14 protein-coding genes are annotated in these 20,336 nt (G+C 75.4%); 5 read left to right on the plus strand and 9 right to left on the minus strand.

Features of this window, described 5'->3' with window-relative positions:
• Positions 1-48 precede the first annotated feature (48 nt).
• The 6 genes from IE332_RS04495 to IE332_RS04520 form a co-directional block, all read right to left on the minus strand.
• A complete protein-coding gene (locus tag IE332_RS04495; RefSeq protein WP_373313678.1) occupies positions 49-789 on the minus strand; it encodes a winged helix-turn-helix domain-containing protein in 741 nt (246 codons plus the stop codon).
• 693 nt (positions 790-1,482) lie between these two features.
• Positions 1,483-1,626 carry a hypothetical protein gene (locus IE332_RS04500; RefSeq protein ID WP_189913763.1) on the minus strand — a complete coding sequence of 48 codons (144 nt, stop codon included), beginning with the start codon at positions 1,624-1,626 and terminating at the stop codon, positions 1,483-1,485.
• 397 nt (positions 1,627-2,023) lie between these two features.
• A complete protein-coding gene (locus tag IE332_RS04505; protein WP_229928350.1) occupies positions 2,024-2,572 on the minus strand; it encodes a GTP-binding protein in 549 nt (182 codons plus the stop codon).
• Between the two features lie 67 nt (positions 2,573-2,639).
• Entirely contained in the window at positions 2,640-2,969 is a 330-nt protein-coding gene (locus tag IE332_RS04510; protein ID WP_229928351.1) for a DUF742 domain-containing protein, read from the minus strand.
• Between the two features lie 320 nt (positions 2,970-3,289).
• Positions 3,290-3,709 carry a roadblock/LC7 domain-containing protein gene (locus IE332_RS04515; protein ID WP_189913765.1) on the minus strand — a complete coding sequence of 140 codons (420 nt, stop codon included), beginning with the start codon at positions 3,707-3,709 and terminating at the stop codon, positions 3,290-3,292.
• Positions 3,706-6,945 (minus strand): sensor histidine kinase, encoded by a 3,240-nt coding sequence (locus tag IE332_RS04520; protein WP_189913766.1) that lies wholly within the window; start codon positions 6,943-6,945, stop codon positions 3,706-3,708. The genes IE332_RS04515 and IE332_RS04520 overlap by 4 nt, the downstream gene beginning before the upstream one ends.
• 609 nt (positions 6,946-7,554) lie before the next feature.
• On the opposite strand from IE332_RS04520, the gene IE332_RS04525 reads away from it, so the two are divergent.
• From IE332_RS04525 to IE332_RS04535, 3 genes are all read left to right on the plus strand, one after another.
• Positions 7,555-9,381: an AMP-dependent synthetase/ligase gene (locus tag IE332_RS04525; RefSeq protein ID WP_189913767.1), complete on the plus strand. Its 1,827-nt coding sequence runs from the start codon at positions 7,555-7,557 to the stop codon at positions 9,379-9,381.
• 285 nt (positions 9,382-9,666) lie between these two features.
• Entirely contained in the window at positions 9,667-10,833 is a 1,167-nt protein-coding gene (locus IE332_RS04530) for a polysaccharide deacetylase family protein (protein WP_229928352.1), read from the plus strand.
• Between the two features lie 496 nt (positions 10,834-11,329).
• Complete coding sequence (locus IE332_RS04535) at positions 11,330-12,304, plus strand: nitroreductase/quinone reductase family protein (protein WP_189913769.1); 975 nt, start codon at positions 11,330-11,332, stop codon at positions 12,302-12,304.
• A 93-nt stretch (positions 12,305-12,397) separates the two neighbouring features.
• Here IE332_RS04535 and IE332_RS04540 read toward each other — a convergent pair whose 3' ends face one another.
• The 3 genes from IE332_RS04540 to IE332_RS04550 all read right to left on the minus strand — a co-directional run bounded on the left by IE332_RS04540 (position 12,398) and on the right by IE332_RS04550 (position 15,836).
• Positions 12,398-13,195 (minus strand): SGNH/GDSL hydrolase family protein, encoded by a 798-nt coding sequence (locus tag IE332_RS04540; protein ID WP_189913770.1) that lies wholly within the window; start codon positions 13,193-13,195, stop codon positions 12,398-12,400.
• 520 nt (positions 13,196-13,715) lie between these two features.
• On the minus strand, positions 13,716-14,342 hold the full coding sequence (locus IE332_RS04545; protein ID WP_189913771.1) for an NUDIX domain-containing protein: 627 nt from the start codon (positions 14,340-14,342) through the stop codon (positions 13,716-13,718).
• A gap of 324 nt (positions 14,343-14,666) precedes the next feature.
• The gene (locus IE332_RS04550; protein ID WP_189913772.1) at positions 14,667-15,836 is read right to left on the minus strand and encodes a DUF8829 domain-containing protein; all 1,170 of its coding nucleotides are present in this window, start codon (positions 15,834-15,836) and stop codon (positions 14,667-14,669) included.
• A gap of 264 nt (positions 15,837-16,100) precedes the next feature.
• On the opposite strand from IE332_RS04550, the gene IE332_RS04555 reads away from it, so the two are divergent.
• Positions 16,101-17,270: an exonuclease SbcCD subunit D gene (locus IE332_RS04555; protein ID WP_189913773.1), complete on the plus strand. Its 1,170-nt coding sequence runs from the start codon at positions 16,101-16,103 to the stop codon at positions 17,268-17,270.
• Positions 17,267-20,308, plus strand: a complete 3,042-nt coding sequence (locus tag IE332_RS04560; protein WP_189913774.1) for an AAA family ATPase — start codon at positions 17,267-17,269, stop codon at positions 20,306-20,308. Before IE332_RS04555 ends, IE332_RS04560 begins: the two co-directional genes overlap by 4 nt.
• The last annotated feature ends 28 nt before the right edge of the window (positions 20,309-20,336 follow it).

A 20,336-nucleotide genomic window follows, 5' to 3' on the forward strand; every position in this document is an offset into this window, starting at 1 on the left:
CGGACGGGCTGCCGCTGTGGTCAGCGGTCGTCTACCAGGGATCAGGGATCAGACCGCGGCCGGGGTGTACTTGTAGCCGACCCGGCGGACCGTCACGATCGTGTCGCGGTAGGTCGGGCCGAGCTTGCGGCGCAGCCGGGCCACGTGCACGTCGACGGTCCGGCCGTCCCCGACGTGGCCGTAGCCCCAGACCGCGGAGACCAGGTGGTCCCGGGTGTGCACCCGCTGCGGGTGCTCGGTGAGGTGGGCCAGCAGCTCGAACTCCAGGTAGGTGAGGTCGAGCAGCCGCCCGTCGACGTAGGCGTTGCGCCGCTCGCTGTCGACGCTGATGCCTCGCCCGCCCGGTCGCACCGGGCGGGCACCCGCCGGGGCCGGCGCACCGGGGACGCCGGAGGTGCCGAGCACGACGGGAGGGCCGAAGGCCCCCGGCGCAGCGGCGGAGCCAACCGGGACAGCCTGGACGGCCGAGAGGGCCGACACCGGAGCACCCGACAGCCCGGGGCCCGCCGCCGGGTTCTCCGCCGGCACCAGCACCAGGTACCCGACCATCGGGCTGCCGCTCGCACCGCCGAACTGCGCACCGTACTGGGCGAGCAGACCCTGCGGCAGCAGGCCCTGCGGCAGGGCGGCGACGACAGTCGCGCCCTCCGGCAGCGCGGCGAGCAGCGCCTGGGGCGCCGGCGGCAGGGCCGCGCCCGGCTGCGGACCGGCGTGCGGCGGGGCGACCGCCGGGCGGGCCGGGCCGGCGTGCGGCGGACGGGCGGCCGCACCGGGCCACCGGTCGGCCACCGAGGGCGGCGGGACGGCCGGCCCCGCGCCCCTGACCTGCCCGGGCGCACCAGGAGCGGCGGAGCTCCCGGACAGGCCGGACGGAAGGGGAGGAAGCGACGGGCCGGACGGGCCGGAAGCGGGAGGGACGGACGGAACCGAGCGGACCGCGCGCAGGTGCGGGGTCGCGGTGGGCAGGGGCAGGGTGGCCGTGGAGGAAGAAGACATGGTGTGCCGCTCATTTCGCGCGTGACGGACGGGGTGGAGTCGTCTGCGCGTCGACCGGGCGTACTGCCGGGGCTGGACCGGATCGAACCGGGTCAGCGGGCGGAGGGCCGGGACGCGCTGGGCGAACCCGGACACGTCTGATCGAACAGGTGCGGCTGCCGGGACGGCCAGAACGGTTCGAGGTCGGGACGACCCCGTCGGCTGTCCGCGGCGCGGACCGCGCGCCCGTTCCACCGTCCGGCCCGTCCACCGCCCGCACGTGTCGTGGGGGCCGCAACGGTCGTTCGAGTACGGCCGACGACGGCGGGGGAAGGTCTGGGGCAGACGATGTTCACTGGTGGTCTCTCCGCTGGGCGGGTCCGGTTGGTCGGCCGCGGCTCGCCGGGACGGCGGTCCGCTACGGCCTGGTCGACGGGATCAGCGGTGCGTCGGGCGGTGGCCGGTGGGCCGGGAGCGCCGGGGACGTACCGGGACGGGGCAGGCCGGTCAGCGACAACACGCGCTGCAGATCAGCGCGTGGTCGATGTAGCGGCGGACGGTGAGCACCGGTACGGCAGCACCCGAGATGGCGGAGCCGGGTACGAGGGACCCGGGCGCGGCGGTGCCGATGAGTCGTCGGCCGACGGTCATCCTGCTGCCCTCCCCCTCGCTCTGCGCGCGGCGACGCACCCCTGCGGGTGCGTGCCGACGGTTCCTCGCCGGATCGTCGAAGGCCGTCCGCCGGTCGGCACCGCCCGTGTGAACGAGGCGTTGCCGGGGCTCCCGACGGCATGGCCGGGCGGCCTTCGTCCACAGAGCCTTCCACGGCCGGGGCGGTCTAGGCAACCTTCCGCGTCCCGACCGTCCGGGATGCGGACACCCGAATGAGACGTCGGCCGGGACGGGACGCCGGCGGCGGCGCCGCCCGAGGCTCCCTCAGACCCCGCCGGGAGCACGGCCCGAGGCCTCCACCAGGGACGGAGCGGACCGGGAGGGCTCCCCGGCAGGCCCTGGCGGGAGCCCGGCGAGGAGCCCTCCCGGGCGCCCGTCAGGTGCGGACGGGAGTGCGCTGGCGCCGCGCCGCGGCGTGCTCGACCAGCGCGACGAGCAGGTCCTTCCCGTCCTCCCGCAGTCGCGCGTCGCAGAGCAGCACCGGGACGCCCGGGTCGAGGTCGAGCGCGTCCCGCACCTCGTCCGGCGAGAACCGGTCGGTGCCCTCGAAGCAGTTCACCGCGACCACGAACGGGATGCCGCGCTGCTCGAAGAAGTCGACCGACGGGAAGCAGTCGGCCAGCCGCCGGGTGTCGGCGAGGACCAGGGCGCCGAGCGCGCCGCGCGCCAACTCGTCCCAGACGAACCAGAACCGGTCCTGCCCGGGGGTGCCGAAGAGGTAGAGCGCGAGGCCGGGCCGCAGGTCGATCCGGCCGAAGTCCATCGCCACCGTGGTGGTGCGCTTGGTCTCGACGCCCGAGGTGTCGTCCAGCGGGCGGCCCAGCTCGCTGAGCTCCTCCTCGGTGCGCAGCGGGCGGATCTCGCTGACCGAGCCGACCAGGGTGGTCTTGCCCGCGCCGAAGCCGCCCGCGACCAGGATCTTCACCGCGGCGGCCGGACCGCCACGCCACCGCGGGTCGTTCGGACTGCCGCCGGCCGGGCGGGGGTGGTGGTCAGAGCGCACGGAGTCCATTGATCACGTCTCGCAACAGGCGCTCGTCCGGCAGCTCGGCGAGCGGAACGGGTCGGGTGACGCTGATCAGGTCGGCGTCGTAGAGGTCGCCGAGCAGCACCCGCACCACGCTGACCGGCAGGTCGGTGAAGGAGCCGAGTTCGGCGACGGAGAGCGGTTCGCGGCGGCACAGGGCGAGCAGTGTCTGGTGTTCCGGGTCGAGGACGTGCGCGGGCACGGCCCCCGCGGCCGGCCCGGGCTCGACGGCGACGACGAGCGAGATCAGGTCGAACAGCCCCTCCTCGACCGGCCGGGTGCGGCCGCGGGTCATCGAGTAGAGCCGCACCACCGGACCGGCCTCGTCGTCGAACCAGCGGTCGTCGGCCGGGGTCCGGGCCTGGAACAGGTCCACCTCGGGTCCGTCCCGGTCCGCCGGGGCCGGCAGGTCAGTGTCCGCCGGGTCCGCCATGCCCGCCGGGTCGGTGTCCGCCGGGATTCCCACATCCTGAGACGCGGCCGCGCCGGATGACGCGCTCGCGTCCGCCGCCGGGCCCGCCGCCTCCGACGCCCCCGCGCCGACCGGCCCGTCGGTGCCCACCGGCACCTCCGGGCCGTCCGGCGCGTCCGTCCTCGGATCCGCCATGGGCCCGCTCATCTCCCCGGCGGGGCGGTTTCGGTGCGCGGCTCGGCGGCCATGTGCTCGCCGACCCGCTTGACCAGCAGGGCCATCTCGTAGGCGATCTGGCCGATGTCGGCCTCGGCGTCGCTCAGCACGGCCAGGCAGCTGCCGTCGCCGGCGGCCGTGATGAAGAGGAAGGCCTCGTCCAGCTCGACCATGGTCTGCCGGACGCCGCCGACCTTGAAGTGCCCGCCGGCCCCCTTGGCCAGGCTGTGGAACCCGGCCGCGACGGCGGCCAGGTGCTCGGCGTCCTCGCGGTCGAGGTCGCCGGAGGCCCCGGTGGCCAGGCCGTCGCTGGACAGGATCACCGCGTGCCGCAGGGCGGCGACGCGCCCCACCAGGTCGTCCAGGAGCCAGTTGAGGTCCCCGGGCGGCTGCGTCGAAGTGGTCATGAATCAGTTCCTTCCGCTGGAGCGGGTGGTGCAGGTGATGCGGGTGGTACGGGTGCAGCGGGTGATGAGGGTGCTGCGGGTGACACGGGTCGCACAGGTGGTACCGGTCGTACGGGCCGTGCGGTTGCCGCGGTTGGTGCGGATCCTGCGGGTGGTGCCGGTGGTGCGATCGGTGAGGGTGAAGTCGGTGTACCGGATCCGGCGGGTGCCGCCGGCGGTACGGGTGTTCCTGGGCCCGGGCCGCGACCGACCGGCGGCGCGGGCGGCACCCAGCGGGCGAGCGGTGCCCGTCCGGTGTCCGAGGGCGCGGGCAGCGCCGCCGGGGAGGGGGCCGGGCTGATCGCCCGGAGGGACGGGTTCGGCGGCTGCCATACCGGCACGACCGCGACCCGGTCACGCGGCGAACCGGCGCGCCCCTTCGACGCGCCGTCCCGCCCCTGCGAGGAGCCGTCGCGGCCCTTCGAAGACCCGTCACGGCCCTTCGAGGTGCCCTCGCCGTCCTTCGGCGCGCCGTCGCCGTCCCTGGCGACACCGGTGAGGCCCCCGGAGGCGATGGCGACGCGCCCCCGGGTGAAGCCGCGCTGGAACGAGGCGAAGGCCGCCCGGGCCTCCTCGGGCGAACGCTCCCGCGCCTCGCGGGCCTCCTGGGAGCCCCGGTCGGTCCACACGCCCCCGGCCGAGCGCTCCCCGGCTCCGTCCCCGGCCCGGTCCTCGGCTCCGCCCGCACTGCGGAACCGTTCCTTCAGCTGTTCCGTACGCTGCTCCCTGAGCTGCGGCGCCAGGTTCGCCTGCCGGACCCGGCGCGGCAGACCGCCCGCCGTCCGCGGCGCGGTGTCCGCCGACGGAGCCCCGGCCGCCGTGGAAGCCCCGACAGCACCACCGGCCGTCCGCGCGCCGGCGGAGGCATCGCCGGCGGCCACCTCGGCAGCCGCGACGGCCTCTTCGGCGGCGGCCACCACCACGTCCTCCCGCCGGTGCCGCCCCCTGCCCGGGGCCTCCTCGGCGTCCGCCCCGGGTACGGGGACCAGGACCGGCCCGCTCTTGACCCGGGAGGCCCGACGCGGCAGACCGCCCGCCGTACGCCCCACCTCGGGAGCGGAGGGGCGCGGCCCGCCCGTCACCCGGTGCCGGCCGCCCGTGCCGGCCTCGGACGACGCGCTCGACGGGGAACCGCCGGACGCCCCCGCGGACGATCCGGCCGATGACCGTACCGCCGCCCCGGCCGCCGACCCCGACCCCGACGCCGCCCTCGACCCCGGCACCGCGACCAGGTCGCGCTGCCCGCGCCGACCGCCGCCCGCCGGCCGCCGCCCGGCCGCGACCGGCTCCGGCGCCCCGTCCGAGGCCTCGGCGAGCAGCTCGCGCGGAATCAGCACCACCGCCGTCGTCCCCCCGTACGGGGAAGGCCGCAGGTGGACCCGGATGCCGTGCCGCCGGGCCAGCCGGCTGACCACGAACAGGCCCAGCCGGTCGGTGTCGGCGAGGTCGAACTCCTGCTCCACGGCAAGGCGTTCGTTGATCTCGGCGAGCAGCTGCTCGCTCAGGCCGAGCCCGCGGTCGTCGATCTCCAGCGCGAAGCCGTGCGCCACCACCTCGCCCTGGACGGTGACATGGGTGCTCGGCGGGGAGAACACCGCGGCGTTCTCGACGAGTTCGGCGACCAGGTGGGTGACGTCCGCGACGGCGCTGCCGAGCAGGCCGGTGCCGGGGAAGGGCCGGACGGTCACCCGGGCGTAGTCCTCGACCTCGCCGACCGCCGCCCGGACCACGTCGACCATTCGGACCGGCTTGCGCCAGGCGCGCCCGGGCGAGCCGCCGGCCAGGATGATCAGGCCCTCGGCGTGCCGGCGCATGCGGGTGGTGAGGTGGTCGACCTTGAAGAGGTCCTCCAGCTCCGCCGGGTCCTCGGTGCGGCGCTCCATGGTGTCGAGCAGGGTGAGCTGGCGGTGCAGCAGCACCTGGCTGCGCCGGGCCAGGTTGACGAAGACGGCCGAGACGCCGCGCCGCAGGTCGGCCTGTTCGACGGCGGCCTCGACGGCGGCCCGCTGCACCGCGTTGAAGGCCTGGCCGACCTGCCCGATCTCGGCGTCGCCGAAGTGCAGTTCGGGCGCCTCGGTGGCCACGTCCACCGGTTCGCCGCGGCGCAGCCGCAGCATGACGGAGGGCAGCCGGGTGCCGGCCAGCTCGTTGGCCGCGTTGCGCAGGCCGATCAGCTCGCGGGCCAGGCCGCGCCCGATCCGGAAGGAGATCATGATCGTCAGCACGATCGCGACCAGGCCGATCGCACCGGCGATGCCGCCGCGCCAGAGCATCCCGATCGCCGTGGACCGGGCACGCTCGTCCAGTCCGGTGGCGATCCGGTTGTTGATGGAGGTGAGGTCGCCGAGCGCCCGGTCGGCGGTCTCCCGCCAGGAGTCGGTGTTGAGCGCCTGGACCACCCGGTCGGGGCCGCCGGCGCCGACGAAGTCCGCCTCGGCGCGGGCCAGCGCGCCCCAGGCCTCGCCGCTGCGCAGGGCGATGTAGTCGGACTGGTCGGCGGGATCGAGCTCGGCGATGTAGACGGTGAACAGCGCCTGCTGGTTGTGCAGAGCGTCCAGCGCGACCTGGTACTGCTCGGCGTTGGGCTTGCCGGCGCCGGCCCGCAGGCCCTCCATCGCCGCGTCCTCCTGCGACAGGTACTCGCGGGCGCGCACCAGCTCGATCAGGATGGTTCCCTGGCGCGGGAGTTGGCCGGTCTGCCGGGCGACGTAGGCGGAACGGAAGCCGAACACCGGCTTGACCAGGTCGCTGTACTGGCCCAGCGCGAACTCCCAGTTCAGCGCGGCACGGCCGACCTGGGAGCGCAGCGGGCCGAGCTGGTCGGCGGCGGCGATGATCTGCACCAGGCGGCCGCGCTGGGGCGTGGAGAGCTTGCCGCCCGAGCCGTCCTTCTTCTGCCGCAGCACGGCGAGGCTGTGGTCGGTGGCGGCCTTGGCGTGCTCGTAGGCGTCCCGGGCGACCGGCGAGCGGGGGTCGGCGAGGCGCTGGACGGCGGCGCGGCGCTCGTTCTGCAGGTCGACGGCGTACTGGTCGACCGGGCCCGCGAACTCCTTGTAGGTGCGGCTGATCCCCAGCTGGTTCCAGACGTCCCCGGTGGTGGCGATCGTCGCGTACACCCACAGGGCGGTGAGGGCGACGATGGGCACCAGGAGCAGCGCGATGATCTTCGCGCGGATCGAGCTGCTGCGCAGACGCATGGAGTCCTCGGTCGGGAAGTGCCAGGCGCGGACGGGGAGGGTGGGGGCCGTGGAAGCGGTGGGCGTGGCGGGAGGGGCGGGGCTCGGCGGGGGACGATGAGGAGGGATTCGGTGGGCTCCCGGCCACGGGTCTGCGCGACTCTACTACGCCCTGACCACTCGTTCGAGGGTCGAACGGGTCCGCTTCCGCACCTTGCCCCGCACACGTCAGAAACCGGTCGCGATCATGTCCGCTTCGCGCCCGGAACATCCGCAGACATCCGGATTTTCCGGACGCTCCGCACTTCCGCGCCGACCGCCCCCCCTGCCCCCGGGACCTCCCTCGGTCTTCTCTGAGTCCTTCCTGGGTCTTCCCTGAGTCCTCCGCCGCTCCTTCCCCTCGCCTCCCCCTCGCCTCCCCCTCGTCTCCCGCCGGCCTCCCCGACCACGGCACGGTCCGAGCGGACCCGTGCCGATCTCGTCGCGTCACCGTCACAACCCTGGGCAGTGCCGGAACGATCCGATAGTTTCGCTCCACCCGTACCACCGGGCGCCGCCGCCCCGGCGGCCGGAGGGCGGGCGGGCCGGACCCACAGGCGGCGCCGGGGAGAAGCGGAACTGGGGAGGACTGTGCGCGAGTTCACCACCCCCGCCCCGGGTGTGCCCGAGGCCACCGGAGGACTCGCCGACTCCCTGTACGACACCGCCGAACGCACCCCCGAGCTGGTCCAGGTGTCCCGGCGGACCGGCGACGGACGGTGGCGGGACGTCACCGCCCGGGAGTTCAGGAACCAGGTGCTCGCACTGGCCAAGGGCCTGCTCACCCACGGGGTGCGCTACGGCGACCGGGTCGCCCTGATGTCCCGCACCCGCTACGAGTGGACGCTCTTCGACTACGCGCTCTGGTCGATCGGCGCGATCACCGTCCCGGTCTACCCCACCGCCGCCCCCGAGCAGGTGCGCTGGATCCTCGCCGAGACCCAGGCGGTGGCCTGCCTGGTCGAGGACGAGGACGCCGCGATGACCGTCGGCGCGGTCTGCGACGCGCTGCCCGACCTCACCGGCATCTGGCAGCTGGACCGGGACTGCGTCGCCGCGATCACCGAGGACGGCCGCGACGTGCCCGACTCCCTGGTGCACCGCCAGCGGCTCGGCGTCGGCGCCCAGAACGTCGCCACCGTCGTCTACACCTCGGGCACCACCGGCCGCCCCAAGGGCTGCCTGATCACCCACGGCAACCTGGCCTCCGAGGCCGACGCCCTGCTCGCCGGCTGGGGCGAGGTCCTGCGCGACACCGGCGGCAGCCAGCCCGGCACCCTGCTGTTCCTACCGCTCGCCCACGTCTACGGGCGGGCCGTGCAGATCGCGGCGGTCCGCGGCGGCTTCCGGATCGGCCACCTCCCCGAGGTCTCCACCGACGCGCTGCTGCCCGCACTTGAGAGCTTCCGGCCGACCTTCCTGCACGCCGTCCCGTACGTCTTCGAGAAGATCTACCAGCAGGCCCGGCGCGCCGCCGAGGACGCCGGGCGCGGCGAACTCTTCGAGCAGGCGCGGCAGGTGGCCGTCGACTGGGCCGCCGCCCGGGAGCAGAAGTCCTTCGGACGCGGCCCCGGACCGGGCGCCGGACTGCGGCTGCGCCACCTGGCGTACGAGCGGACCGTCTACCCGAAGCTGCGCGCGGTGCTCGGCGGCCGAGTGCGCAGCGTGATGTGCGGCGGCTCCTCGCTCCGGCGCGAGCTGGGACTGTTCTTCACCGGCGCCGGCCTCCAGCTGTACGAGGGGTACGGACTGACCGAGACCTCCGCCGCGATCACCGCCAACCCGACCGCGCGGCAGAAGCTCGGCACCGTCGGGCAGCCGGTGCCGGGCGCCTCGGTGGCGATCGCCGACGACGAGGAGGTGTGGGTGCGCGGCGCCTCGGTCTTCGGCGGCTACCTCAACCATCCGCAGTGCACCGCCGATTCGCTGGTCGACGGCTGGTTCGCGACCGGCGACCTGGGCCGGCTGGACGAGGACGGCTACCTCACCATCATCGGCCGCAAGAAGGACCTGATCGTCACCAGCAGCGGCAAGAACCTCGCCCCGGCGGCCCTGGAGGAACGGGTCGAGGCGCATCCGCTCGTCTCCCAGTGCCTGGTGGTGGGCGACGACCGCCCGTACGTGGCCGCACTGATCACGCTCGACCCGGCGGCCCTCGCGCACTGGCTGAAGAGCCACGGACGGGAACAGCTGGAAGCGTGGGCGGTGCTCGCCGACGAGGACCTGCACGGAGAGATCCAGCGCGCGGTGGCGGCGGCCAACACGGCGGTGTCACGGGCCGAGTCGATCCGCGCGTTCCGGCTGCTGCCACGCGAGTTCAGCCAGGAGCAGGGGCTGCTGACCCCGTCGCTCAAGCTGCGGCGGGCGGCCGTGGCGGAGTACTACGCGGAGGACATCGAGGAGCTCTACCGCTCGTGAGCCCTGCCTCTCTTGAGCAGCTGAGCTCCTGAGGTCGTGAGCTCCTGAGCTCCTGAGCTCCTGAGCAGGATGTCCGGTAATGGCTTTGACGGTCCGTCTTGTCCCTTACGGCACCGGCGCGGTGGCCGGGCGGGTTCACCTGCCGTTCCCTTGACGGGCCGATTGGTCCAGTCCATTGTTTCTCTTCGGTCCGAGTGCGGCGCACCACCCACCCCTCTGTTCACGCCCTCCGCCCACGCCCTCCCCACTGGCGTCTCCCCCACACGCTGGAGTCCTCACGTGTCGATGTCCACGCGCCTGTCCGCGCTGGCCGCTGCCGTCGCGCTGCTCACCGCCGTCGCCGTGCCGGCGGCGTCCGCCGTACCGAACAGCCCGGGAGCCGCGGGAGCGCCGAGCGCCCAGAGCACCCCGAGCACCCCGAGCGCCCCGGCCGTCAACCTGGCGACCAACCCCGGGTTCGAGCTGCCCGCCCCGAACCTCGCCGACTGGGGCAGCATCCCCGGCTGGACCTGCACCGGCGGCCCGGCCGAAGCGGCCGTCACCACCACCGCCCCGCACTCCGGCGCCTCCGCGCTGACCGTCACCCCGGCGACCGCCGACTCCTCCGGCGAGTGCGCCCAGACCGTCGCCGTCCAGCCCGACACCACCTACACCGCCTCCGCCTGGGTGCGCGGCAACTTCGTCCACCTCGGCGCCACCGGCACCGGCAGGGACCTCCCGCCCGCCTGGACGGAGAGCACCGGCGGCGGCTGGCAGCGGCTCACCACCCGCTTCACCACCGGCCCGAAGGCGCACAGCATCCGGCTGTACGTGCACGGCTGGTACCAGCAGGGCCCCTTCTCGGTGGACGACGTCCGGGTCGACGGCCCCGCACCCGCCCCGGCGGTGGCGACGAGCTCGATCCCGACCACCGACAAGGTCGTCTTCCTCACCGTGGACGACGGCTGGCAGCGCTCCCCCGAGGCCGAGCAGTTCATCGCCGACCACCGGCTGCCGATCACCACGTTCCCGCTGCCGATGCCCGCCGGCACCGACCCGTCCTTCTTCAAGCGGGTCACCGCCGTGCCCGGCTCGTCCGTCCAGGACCACTCGGTCTCGCACTCCGACCTCAGCAAGCTCCCACTGGACCAGCAGCAGGTCGAGATCTGCGACGCCCGCGACACCATGACCCGCCTCTTCGGCACCGCACCGGTCGTCTTCCGCCCGCCGTTCTTCGCCTGGAACACCGACACCCTGCAGGCCGCCGCCAACTGCGGCATCCGCACCGTGCTCACCGCCGACGCCGACTTCAGCTGGGGCGCCGGCAACATCTGGCACCCGGGTCTGCTGCAGCCGGGCGACGTCATCATCATGCACTGGAGCGACACCGTGGCCGCCGACCTCCAGCGCGCACTGGCGGCCGCCGACGCCGCGGGCCTCAAGCCGGCCGGCCTGGTCGACTACCTGCGCTGACCCGCACCACCGCCACCGGCCGTCACAGACCCGACGCGCCGCCGCCTCCGGGGGGAGCGGCGGCGCGTCGCCGTTCCCCGGGCGCTCTCAGGCAGGTTCCGCCGCCAGGCGAGCGGACTTACCGTCAGCCCGGCGGCGCGCCAGGCCGGGGAGGCGGGGGTGGCGGTCCGCCCGGCGTCATCGCCGAGGTCGACCCCACGGCCCAAGGCCTTCCCCGTCCCTCTCCGGTGGTGCGTGATCGCGCGCGTTGACAGCCCGTCCGCGGCGTGGCTCTAATGGGGGCGTGCAGCGCGGCGCCGGCCACAGAGCAGTGGGCCGGCCGGCGGCCGAGCGAGCACCTTTCCGAAGGGACGATGCGCGATGAGCACTCTCTCCGCTTCCCTGATCTGACGCCAGGCGGTCACCCGCGGTGTCCGCGTGCGCGATGCGCCATCCCTGACTGTCACCGCGTGTGGCCGCGACTCCCCCATGCCTACGGAGAACCCACCACACACGCATGCCCATGTCTTTCAATTCCTTCAATCTGACCGTCATCGAAGAGTTCCGCGCCAACGGCGGGCGGGTCGGCGGCCCGTTCGAGGGCGGCGACCTGCTGCTGCTCACCACCACCGGGGCCCGGTCCGGACGGCCGCACACCGTGCCGCTCGGGTACGTCCGGGCGGAGGGCCGACTCCTGGTCGTCGCCTCCGCCGCCGGGGCACCGGACCACCCGCAGTGGTACCGCAACCTGCTGACCCACCCGGTGGTCCGGGTCGAGCTCGGCACCGACGCGTTCGACGCGATCGCCGTCCCCGCCGAGGGCGACCGCCGCGAGCGGCTGTTCACCGCCGTCGTCCGCGCGGCCCCCGGGTACGGCGACTACCAGGCAAGGACCGAACGCGAGTTGCCGGTCGTCGTCCTGGAACGGGAACGGCCCGACGCCGCCCCCGGAGCCACGCCCGACGCCGCGGCACCGGTGGTGCGCACCCTCGCCGACAAGCTGCTGGAGGCGCACACCTGGCTGCGCGCACAACTGCGCCACGTCCGGGAGGAGGCGCACGCCCACACCCCCGGCCGACCGGCCGGGCTCGGACTGCAGCTGCGGCAGCACTGCCTGGCGTTCTGCGACGGGCTGACCCATCACCACACCGGCGAGGACAAAGCCGTATTCCCCGCCCTCGCCCGCAGTCACCCGGAACTGGCCGACGTGCTCGCGCGGCTCGACGAGGAGCACCGGGCGATCGGGCGGATCAAGGAGGAGCTGGTGGCGCTGCTGGCCGGGATCGAGATCACCGAGCCGCAGCGGCTGCGCACCGAGCTGGACCGGATGTCGGCCGAACTGGAGGCGCACCTCGACCACGAGGAGGCGGAGTTGTTGCCGGTCCTTGCCGCCATCCCCTTCCCGCCGACGGGACCCGGCCCGACCGGGCCCGCCCCGGCCCGGACTGACCCGACCCGGGCTGCCCCGCCGCGTCCCGCCCCGGCCCGGTAGCGGAAACGGCGTTGCCGCCGTCCCCTCCTGTTGCCTCTGGAGGGGGCGGCGGCACCGTCCGTGCGGTGGTGTCGGACGAGGTCCGACGGACCGTTACGACTGCGAGAACACCGGGAGGTAGCCGCCGGACTGGCCGGCCGCCTTCGGGTGGTAGCTCTCGTCGATCGGCAGGGTGGTGCTGTTCAGCCAGGTGGTGAGGTTGCCGCAGATCTCGTGGCCGGTGAAGATGCTGCGGACGTCGCCGAAGGTGAAGCCGGCGTTGGCGGCGCGCTTGGCGAGGACGCCGTCCAGGGTGTCCGCGGCGCTGTTGATGGCGGCACGCTTGGTGTCGCCGATGCCGAAGACGCAGTCACCGCCGACCTTGTAGATGTGCGGGTAGCCCATCACCACGACGTGGGCGTTCGGCGCCTTGGACTTGATGGCGGAGTACACCGTGTCCAGCTGGCCGGGCAGGGTGTTGAGCGCGTAGTTCTTGGCGGTGTTGACGGCGCTGAGGCACGAGCTGTCGGAGCCCAGGACACAGGTCTGCATGGTGTCGGCGAAGCCGGCGTCGTTGCCGCCTACCGAGATGCTGACCAGCGTGGTGCCGGAGTCCAGGGCGGAGATCTGGTTGTTCAGGATGTCGCCGGTCCTGGCGCCCGAACAGGCGACGAACTTGAAGGAGGACGGCGAGTGCGCGTTCTTCCAGAGGTACGCGTACGCGTTGGTGCTGCGCTTGCAGCTGCCACTGTCGCTCAGGTAGCTGCCGGCGCCGACACCGGAGGAGTACGAGTCACCGAGGGCCACGTAGTTGACACCGGCCGCATTGGCGGACGAGGCGGCGAAGAGCGTGGTCATGGTGAGGCCTGCCGCAATCGCGGCGATGGACAGGGCACGGGCGGGGCGGATCATGACACCTCCAGGGTGGGGGGTGGGGGCGTGGCGTGGGTCACAGAAGTGATACCAGGCGGTAGCGGAACCCGGAAGCGCTCATGCCAAGGATATTGACGGACCGTCTGATAACTCAGAGGTGAACTGCCGCCAACAGCAAGTGAGTTCACACTGGTCAGCCCCGGTGCGCTCGGACGCGCGTAGCGCTTTGCGCGTAGACCGGCAACTTGCGCTAGTTAAGGGAGCGGTAAACCTGGAGTCGTTGTCCGACCACCGTTGAGTCAGTTTCGAGCCGGGCCGGCCGCCCGGGCGAGAGCGCGACGGCGAGCACGCGGAGACCGCGGCGAGCGCGGAGAGACCACAACGGGCGCGAGGAGACCGCGGCGAGCGCGAGGAGGCCACGACGGGCGCGGGGAGGCGGCGGGCGCGGATCCGCCCGGACGGGCGGACGCGTGGGCCCGAACGGCGCACACGGACTGAACGGGCACGGGTGGGCGCCGTGTGAGCCGCCTTCAGATCCGGAGTCGGACCCGCCCCCGGATCAGCCCCGCACGCCCGGGTACACGGCGCCCGGGGAGACCGTGCAGCCGCCGACCGGAAGCTCCTCGATCGCCTCGTTCGCGGCGGCGGGCACGCCGAGCCAGCGGACGGCGGTGGCGACCGCCGCCCGGGCCTGGCGCAGGCCGGGCGCGCCCCAGCCCAGCAGCTCGACGGCGAGCCCCGGCGCGACCAGCAGGCGCCGGTAGTGCCGGCCCGAGGCAGGGTCGGCGACGCTCGGACCGACCGACCGCAGCGCCGCCGCCATCCGGACCCGCGCGCACTCGTGCCCGCCGTTCGCCGAACCGACCCGGTCGTAGAGGTAGCCGAGGTAGTACGGCCGGCCGATCACCGCCTGCGCCTCCTCGGCGGCCTCCCTGGCCAGGGCGGCCGCCGGGTCCCAGGTGTCCTCCGGCTCCAGCGAGCCGCCGGGCAGCGAGCAGATCCCGTCCTTGGGGTTCACCAGGGTCAGCACCCGCCCGTCCGGGGCGAACAGCCACCCCCAGGACTGCTTGACCGGCAGCCCGTCGGGCACCTGCTCGCCCGGCCGCCACGGCCAGCCCGCCGTGGGACGCCGCCGCACCTTCCCGAGCAGTTCGGCGATCTCCGCGCTGTACTCGATCGGGCTCATGCTCTGGCCCCGCCGTGCTCGGCCGAGGCGCCGGTGGATCCGGCGGGTACGGCAGGTCCGGCGGGTGCGGCAGGGACTCCGGCGCACCCCCCAGTACCGAGCTCGCGCCGCTCGCTCATGCGTCCCCCTCTCGCTGTCGGGCTCGCCGGACCGGCGGTGCGCGGAGGGGACCTGCAGGGCGCGGTACGGAGCGGAGCGGCGGGAGCGGCGGCGTGGGGTACCGCGCGCTCCTGCTGTTGATCTTCTCCGAATCTTCCCCGAACAGGCGGTCGATGAACAGTCCCCAGCGCCGCATGGTGGACGCGGAGCCGGCGAACGCCCTGATCATCCCAGCGGCGCACCCCCGTCCCCGGGCCCGGGGAAGCCCGGCAGCGGGAACCCCGGCCGCGGGTCCACGCCCGGCGGGAACGGCATCCCGCGCGCGGCGTCGTCGGCGAGTTCGTCGAACACCTCGTGCGCCGTCATCGGCCGCAGCCGCCCGCCGACCAGCGCCCAGCCGCGGACCGGCGGCCGGGCCGGGGCGCCGTCGTCCGGGGGATCCCCGGGGCGGTGCTCCCCCGGCCCGCCGGGCCTCGGGTCGGCCCGGCCGCTCGTCTCCGGATCGCCGTGCAGCAGCAGCGCCCCCTCCCCGCCGGCGGCCACGCCCGCCGCCAGCGTGACGCAGAACGCCTCGGTGTCCCGCCCGGCGGGGTACAGCCGCCCCTCCTCCACGCAGACGTCCACCGCGGAGGTGAGCTCCTCGCCGTCCTCGGGGCCGTGGCAGCGCAGCGTCAGCAGGTGGCAGCCCTCCCCCGCGCCCTCGGCCAGCGCCAGGAACACCGAGGTGACGTACCGCATCACCGCCGCCATCCGGCGCTGCCCGGCCGGGTCGTCGCCGACGGCGTCCAGCAGGGCCGCGCAGGCCACGGACATCCGCACCCGCGCCCGGTGGTCGTCCATCAGCACCGGCAGCAGCTCGGCCAGCCGCTCCCCCGCGTAGACGAACGGCTCCCCGGCGAGCTCGGGATCGCCCGCGTAGGCGACCCGGGCCGCCGCCGTCCGGGGATCGAGGCCGACCGCCTCGCAGTAGTCCTCGAAGTCGTCCGCGTCCAGGACCCGCAGGTGCACCTCCAGGCCCTGCCGGTGCAGGGCCGTCAGCTGCTCCTCCGCCCGCCGCAGGTAGTCCCGGTGGCCGAGCCCGCCGAACAGCCCGTACCGCGCGAGCCCCGCGAAGTCCCCGGCCGCCACGGCCAGCGCCACCGCGACCGGCTGCGGCGGCGGCGCGCCCCGGGCCCGCCCGTCCTGCCGGGCCCGCGCTCCCCCTCCGCCCGCGCCCCGTCCGCCCGCGCGCCCGCCGGGCGGTCGCCCGCCCCCGGGCGGCGCGGCCCCGCCGGGCCCGCCGCCCGGCGCCGCACCGGCACCGCTCCCCTGCTTTCGGCCGGCCAGCACCAGCACCCGCCGGCGCCGCCCCGCGGCACCCACCACCACACGCACCAACTCCCGCACGGCAGCCATGGCCCCTCCTCTTCCTCGCTCGTCCTCTTCCCCGCGCACCCGACACCCGTCGGCACCGGCCGCCCCGAACACCGGAGCCGCCGACATCGAGGAACATACACAGAGCCACTGACAATGCACTCCTGGTAATCGAACAGCGGGCCCGGCGCCGCCCCGTCGACCGCCGGGGCACCCGGGAACGGCGGTGCCGCCAGGTACCCGTGAGACGCATGCCTCCACCGGTCCACGCGGGATTGTCAGTGCCGCGCGTTAGGGTCGGGGACCATGCGACTGCTGCATACCTCCGACTGGCATCTCGGGCGCTCGTTCCACCGGGAGAGCCTTCACGACGCCCAGCGCGCCTTCCTGGACCACCTGGTGGAGGTGGTCCGGGCCGAGGCCGTGGACGCCGTGCTGGTCGCGGGGGACGTCTACGACCGGGCCCTGCCGGGCCTGGAGGCGGTCGCGCTGTTCGACGACGTGCTGCACCGGCTGGCGGACCTCGGGGTGCCGACGGTCTTCATCAGCGGCAACCACGACTCGGCCCGCCGCCTCGGGGTCGGGGCGGGCCTGATCGGGCGGGCCGGGATCCACCTGCGGACGGATCCGGGCCAGTGCGCCGCGCCCGTGGTGCTGGCCGACGAGCACGGGCCGGTGGCGGTGTACGGGCTGCCCTACCTGGAGCCGACGCTGGTGCGCGAGCGGTTCGGGCTGGCGAAGGGCGGCCACGCGGCGGTGCTCGGCGCCGCGATGGACGAGGTGCGGGCCGACCTCGCCGCGCGCCCGGCCGGGACGCGGGCGGTGGTGCTGGCGCACGCCTTCGTCACCGGCGGCGCGCCCAGCGACAGCGAGCGGGACATCGCGGTCGGCGGCGTCGCCGCGGTGCCGGCCGAGGTGTTCGACGGGGTGCACTACGTCGCGCTCGGCCACCTGCACGGCTGCCAGACGCTCGCCCCGCACCTGCGCTACAGCGGCTCCCCGCTCGCCTACTCCTTCTCCGAGGTGCACCAGCGCAAGAGCATGTGGCTGGTCGACCTCGCCGCCGACGGCTCGGTGGCCGCCGAGCGCGTCCCCTGCCCCGAGCCGCGCCGGCTCGCCACCCTGCGCGACACCCTCGACGCCCTGCTCACCGACGAGGCGTACGCCGAGCACGAGCAGTCCTGGGTGCAGGCCACGCTCACCGACGCGGCCCGCCCGAGCGAGCCGATGGAGAAGCTGCGCCGCCGCTTCCCGCACACCCTGCAGCTGCTCTTCGACCCCGAGGAGCCGGAGGCCGGGTCCTCCCCCTCGTACGCGGCGCGGGTGAGCGGCCGGGGGGACCTGGAGATCGCCGAGGGCTTCCTGCGGCACGTCCGCCCGGGCGCCGAGCCGGGCCCGGACGAGCTCGGCTGGCTGCGCGAGGGCTTCGAGCGCGTCCGGGAGAGCACCGACCGGAAGGCGGACCTGCCCCGATGAGGCTGCACCGGCTCACCGTCACCGCCTTCGGCCCGTTCGCGGGCTCCGAGACGGTGGACTTCGACGCGCTCGCCGCCGGCGGGCTGTTCCTGCTGCGCGGCGCGACGGGCGCGGGCAAGAGCAGCGTGCTGGACGCGGTCTGCTTCGCCCTGTACGGCGAGACGCCGGGTGCCCGCCGCGCCAACCGGCTGCGCAGCGACCACGCCGACCCGAAGCGGCTGACCGAGGTGCGCCTGGAGCTGACCCTCGGCGGGCGGCGGCTGCAGATCACCCGGCTGCCGGAGCAGCGCCGGCCGAAGAAGGTCGGCACCGGCACCACCGTCGAGCGGGCCCAGACCCTGCTGCGCGAGTGGGTCCCCGACACGGGCGACGGCACGCCCGGCTGGTGGGGCCTCAGCAAGTCGCACCAGGAGGTCGGGGAGGAGATCCTCCGGCTGATCGGCATGAACCGGGAGCAGTTCTGCCAGGTGGTGCTGCTGCCGCAGGGCGACTTCGCCCGCTTCCTCAAGGCCGACTCGGAGGAGCGCGGCAAGCTGCTGCGGCGGCTGTTCGACACCGAGCGGTACCGGTTCGTCGAGGACTGGCTGGCCGAGCAGCGACGCGCCCAGGAGGCGGAGGTCCAGTCCGGCCGGCGCCGGCTGCGCGACCTCGTCGGCAAGGCCGAGCAGGCGGCCGGTCCGGACGCCGAGCCTGCCGGGGGCTGGGCCGTGGACGGGGAGGGCGAGGCCGGGCCGACCGCCGACGTGCTCGGCTGGGCCGCGGTCCTGCGCAGCGGCGCGGCCGAGCAGCTCGCCGTCGCGGAGTCGGCGCTCGCGGGTGCCGAGGCCGGGCAGCGCGCGGCCCAGCGGCAGCGCGAGGCAGCCGAGGAGCTGGCCGGGCGGCAGCGCCGGCACCGGGAGGCGCTGGACCGGGCCGAACGGCTGGCCGGGTTCGAGCCCGACGCGGCGCGGGACCGGCAGCGGCTGGCCGCCGCGCAGGAGGCCGTCGGGGTCGAGTCCGCGCTGCGGCTGCGGGAGACGGCGGCCGAGGCGCTGCGCCGCGCGCGGGCGGCGGAGGACCGGCACCGCGCGGCGCTGGCCGCCGCCCCGGGCGCGGAGGGCCGGCGGTTCGAGGCGGCCGGCGCCGCCGAGCTGGCCGAGGCCGAGCTGGAGCTGCGGGCCGAGGTGGTCCGACTGGAGGCGGCCCGGGCGGAGGAGCGGCGCTGTACCGAACTCGCCCGCGAGCAGCGCTCCCTGACGACCGACCGGAGCGCCGCCGAGACCCTGGCCGAGGAGGCCGAGGACTGGCTGGCCGAGTTCGACGGCGAGCTGCGCCGCCTGGAGGAGCGGCACGCCGGGGCCCTGGCGGCGACGGCCGCGGTCGAGCGGCTGGACGGGCTGCGCACCGAGTCGGCCGCCCGGCTGGCGGCGGCCCGGGAGCGCGACGGCCTGCGCGCCGGGATCGCGGCGGCCGAGCCGCGGGTCGCCGGGCTGCGCACCGCCGCGCTGGACGCCCGCGAGCACGGCCTGGACCTGCGGGACCGCCGGCTGACGGGCATGGCCGCGGAGCTGGCCGAGCAGTTGCGCTCGGGCGAGGCCTGCCGGGTCTGCGGTTCGCCGGAGCACCCGGCGCCCGCCGAGGTGGCGCCCGGCGGCCGGGTCGGCGCCGAGGACGAGGAGCGGGCCCGCCTCGCCCAGGCCGCCGCCGAACAGGTCTGGACGGAAGCCGACCGGGCACTCACCGCCCTGCGGATGCGCGAGGCCACCGCGGCCGGCGCGGCCGGGCCGGACACCGCGGACGCGCTCGCCGGGGCCCTCGCCGAGCTGGAGCGCGAGCACCGCGAGGCCCGGCACACGGCGGAGGCGCTCGGCCGGATCGAGCAGGAGATCGCCCGGCTGTCCCGGGACCGCACCCGCCGCGGTGAGGAGCTGCGCGAGGCGAAGGAGCGCGCCGCGGTCCTCACCGACCGGCTGCAGGCGCTCGAGACCGAGCGGGAGTCGCTGACCGCCCGGGTGGCCGCCGCCCGCGGGGAGGCCGCCTCCGTCGCCGACCGGGCCGCGGCCCTGGCCGGGCTCACCGAGCGGGTCGCCGCCGCGGCCGCCGCCGTCCGGGCCCGCGCGGAGACGGCGGCCCGGCTCGACGAGGCCGAGGCGGAACTCGGCAAGGCCGCCACCGCGGCGGGCTTCCCGGACGCCGGGGCGGCGCTCGCGGTGCTGCTGCCCCGCGAGGAGCGCGAGCGGCTGGAGGCCCGGCTGGAGCGGCACCGCGCGGAGACCGCCGCCGTCCGGCGCGAGCTGGACCTCCCGGAGCTGGCCGGGGCCGCGGCCCGGCCACCGGCCGACCTGCCCGCCGCCGCGGACGCGCTCCGCGCCGCCACCGACCGGCTCGGGCAGGCGCACGCCGCCCGGGCGGCCGCCCACGAGCGGTGCGGGGCACTGGCCGCGATCGGCCGGCAGCTGGCCGCGCTCGCCGCCGAGCTGGCCCCGGCGCTGGACCGGTACGGGCGGATCAACCGGCTCGCCACACTGGCCGCCGGCACCTCCGCCGAGAACCGGCTGCGGATGCGCCTGGAGTCCTACGTCCTGGCGGCCCGGCTGGAGCAGGTCGCGGCGGCGGCCAGCGACCGGCTGGTCCGGATGTCCGGCGGCCGCTACACCCTGGTGCACAGCGACGACCGGGGCACCGGCACCCGTCGCTCGGGCCTCGCCCTGCGGGTGGTGGACGCCTGGACGGGCACCGAGCGGGACACCGCGACCCTCTCCGGCGGCGAGAGCTTCTTCGCCTCGCTCTCCCTCGCCCTGGGCCTGGCCGACGTGGTGACCGACGAGGCCGGCGGCATGCCGCTGGACACCCTGTTCATCGACGAGGGCTTCGGCACCCTCGACGAGCAGTCCCTGGAGGAGGTGATGGACGTCCTCGACGGCCTGCGCGAGCGGGACCGGGCGGTCGGCATCGTCAGCCACGTCGGCGATCTGCGCAGCCGCATCCCGGCCCAGCTGCTGGTCCGCAAGGGCCGGCGCGGCTCGACCCTCGCCCTGGCCGGGCGGGAGGACGCGTAGCGCCGGCCGGTCCACCAGGCAGTCGACC

Origin of the sequence: Kitasatospora xanthocidica, assembly GCF_014656195.1 — a bacterium.
In the GTDB taxonomy this organism is placed as follows: domain Bacteria; phylum Actinomycetota; class Actinomycetes; order Streptomycetales; family Streptomycetaceae; genus Kitasatospora; species Kitasatospora xanthocidica.

Excerpts from the sequence above, each read along its gene's own strand:
- IE332_RS04500 (WP_189913763.1), bottom strand. The coding sequence starts at position 1,626 with ATGACCGTCGGCCGACGACTCATCGGCACCGCCGCGCCCGGGTCCCTC.
- IE332_RS04510 (WP_229928351.1), bottom strand. The coding sequence starts at position 2,969 with ATGACCCGCGGCCGCACCCGGCCGGTCGAGGAGGGGCTGTTCGACCTG.
- IE332_RS04515 (WP_189913765.1), bottom strand. The coding sequence starts at position 3,709 with ATGACCACTTCGACGCAGCCGCCCGGGGACCTCAACTGGCTCCTGGAC.
- IE332_RS04520 (WP_189913766.1), bottom strand. The coding sequence starts at position 6,945 with ATGCGTCTGCGCAGCAGCTCGATCCGCGCGAAGATCATCGCGCTGCTC.
- IE332_RS04530 (WP_229928352.1), top strand. The coding sequence starts at position 9,667 with ATGTCCACGCGCCTGTCCGCGCTGGCCGCTGCCGTCGCGCTGCTCACC.
- IE332_RS04535 (WP_189913769.1), top strand. The coding sequence starts at position 11,330 with ATGCCCATGTCTTTCAATTCCTTCAATCTGACCGTCATCGAAGAGTTC.
- IE332_RS04540 (WP_189913770.1), bottom strand. The coding sequence starts at position 13,195 with ATGATCCGCCCCGCCCGTGCCCTGTCCATCGCCGCGATTGCGGCAGGC.
- IE332_RS04545 (WP_189913771.1), bottom strand. The coding sequence starts at position 14,342 with ATGAGCCCGATCGAGTACAGCGCGGAGATCGCCGAACTGCTCGGGAAG.
- IE332_RS04550 (WP_189913772.1), bottom strand. The coding sequence starts at position 15,836 with ATGGCTGCCGTGCGGGAGTTGGTGCGTGTGGTGGTGGGTGCCGCGGGG.
- IE332_RS04555 (WP_189913773.1), top strand. The coding sequence starts at position 16,101 with ATGCGACTGCTGCATACCTCCGACTGGCATCTCGGGCGCTCGTTCCAC.
- IE332_RS04560 (WP_189913774.1), top strand. The coding sequence starts at position 17,267 with ATGAGGCTGCACCGGCTCACCGTCACCGCCTTCGGCCCGTTCGCGGGC.